The following is a 1,410-nucleotide window of genomic DNA, read 5'->3' as shown; positions in this document are numbered from 1 at the left end:
CTCATCCCCGCATTTTTCAACATGCGTGGGTTCGGGCCTCCAGTGCGTGTTACCGCACCTTCACCCTGGACAGGGGTAGATCACACGGTTTCGGGTCTACGACCACGTACTTCATCGCCCTATTCAGACTCGCTTTCGCTGCGGCTCCGGCTTTCCACCTTAACCTTGCACGGGATCGTAACTCGCCGGTTCATTCTACAAAAGGCACGCCATCACCCATTGATCGGGCTCTGACTTCTTGTAAGCGCACGGTTTCAGGTTCTTTTTCACTCCGCTCCCGCGGTGCTTTTCACCTTTCCCTCACGGTACTGCTTCACTATCGGTCACCAGGGAGTATTTAGCCTTGGCAGATGGTCCTGCCGGATTCCGACGGGGTTTCACGTGTCCCGCCGTACTCAGGATACATCTCGGAGAGTGCTGACTTTTGGTTACAGGGCTTTTACCTCTTCTAGCGGGCCTTTCCAGACCTCTTCGCCTAACCAACACTTTTGTAACTCCATGTGAGATGTCCTACAACCCCAAGGAGCAAGCTCCTTGGTTTGGGCTAATCCGCGTTCGCTCGCCGCTACTGACGGAATCACTTTTGTTTTCTCTTCCTCGGGGTACTTAGATGTTTCAGTTCCCCCGGTATGCCTCTCATTGACCTATGTATTCAGTCAATAGTAACTGGGCATTACCCCAGCTGGGTTTCCCCATTCGGAAATCCCCGGATCAAAGCCTGCTTACGGCTCCCCGAGGCGGTATCGTTGTTCGCCACGTCCTTCTTCGGCTCCTGGTGCCTAGGCATCCTCCGTGCGCTCTTACTAGCTTAACCTAGTATCGCTGACATAAAGCCAACGCTAAATCATTTGCTAAAGGATGTTTCAGCAGAAGATTCTCTTCTCATCCGAAGATAAGAATCAAACACTTCTTGTTACTTTCGTTATCCAGTTTTCAAGGAACAAATGGAGCCAAGCGGGATCGAACCGCTGACCTCCTGCTTGCAAGGCAGGCGCTCTCCCAGCTGAGCTATGGCCCCGTAATGGGATCAACACTCATGTGTTGATAATGGTGGGCCTTAGTGGACTCGAACCACCGACCTCACCCTTATCAGGGGTGCGCTCTAACCAGCTGAGCTAAAGGCCCTCGGGTATTCTGCTATGACTCTTTTGAAGATGACATGACAAAAAGCGTCACATGGAATCTTCGATGTGAAAGACGATTAGTCTTTCAAAACTGACAACGAGCGAGCAACAATCCTGCCTGAGAGTTGCTTGTGAAGACTTTCGTCTTCTAATCAGTCATCTACGTGACTGAGTAATCCTTAGAAAGGAGGTGATCCAGCCGCACCTTCCGATACGGCTACCTTGTTACGACTTCACCCCAATCATCTACCCCACCTTCGGCGGCTGGCTCCCTTGCGGGTTACCC

2 tRNA genes and 2 rRNA genes are annotated in these 1,410 nt (G+C 51.8%); all 4 read right to left on the bottom strand.

The features are described from left to right. Nucleotides 1-814, bottom strand: a 23S ribosomal RNA gene (locus tag AC0YNW_RS29145); the annotation flags it as partial. A gap of 131 nt (nt 815-945) precedes the next feature. Continuing rightward, nucleotides 946-1,018: transfer RNA gene (locus AC0YNW_RS29140), tRNA-Ala, on the bottom strand. A gap of 30 nt (nt 1,019-1,048) precedes the next feature. Continuing rightward, nucleotides 1,049-1,125, bottom strand: a tRNA-Ile gene (locus tag AC0YNW_RS29135). Between the two features lie 182 nt (nt 1,126-1,307). Next, nucleotides 1,308-1,410, bottom strand: a 16S ribosomal RNA gene (locus tag AC0YNW_RS29130); the annotation flags it as partial.

The organism is Paenibacillus sp. J31R120 (assembly GCF_056269225.1).
The sequence above is the reverse complement of the archived record's forward strand: the minus strand, read 5'-3'. Positions and strand labels throughout refer to the sequence as shown.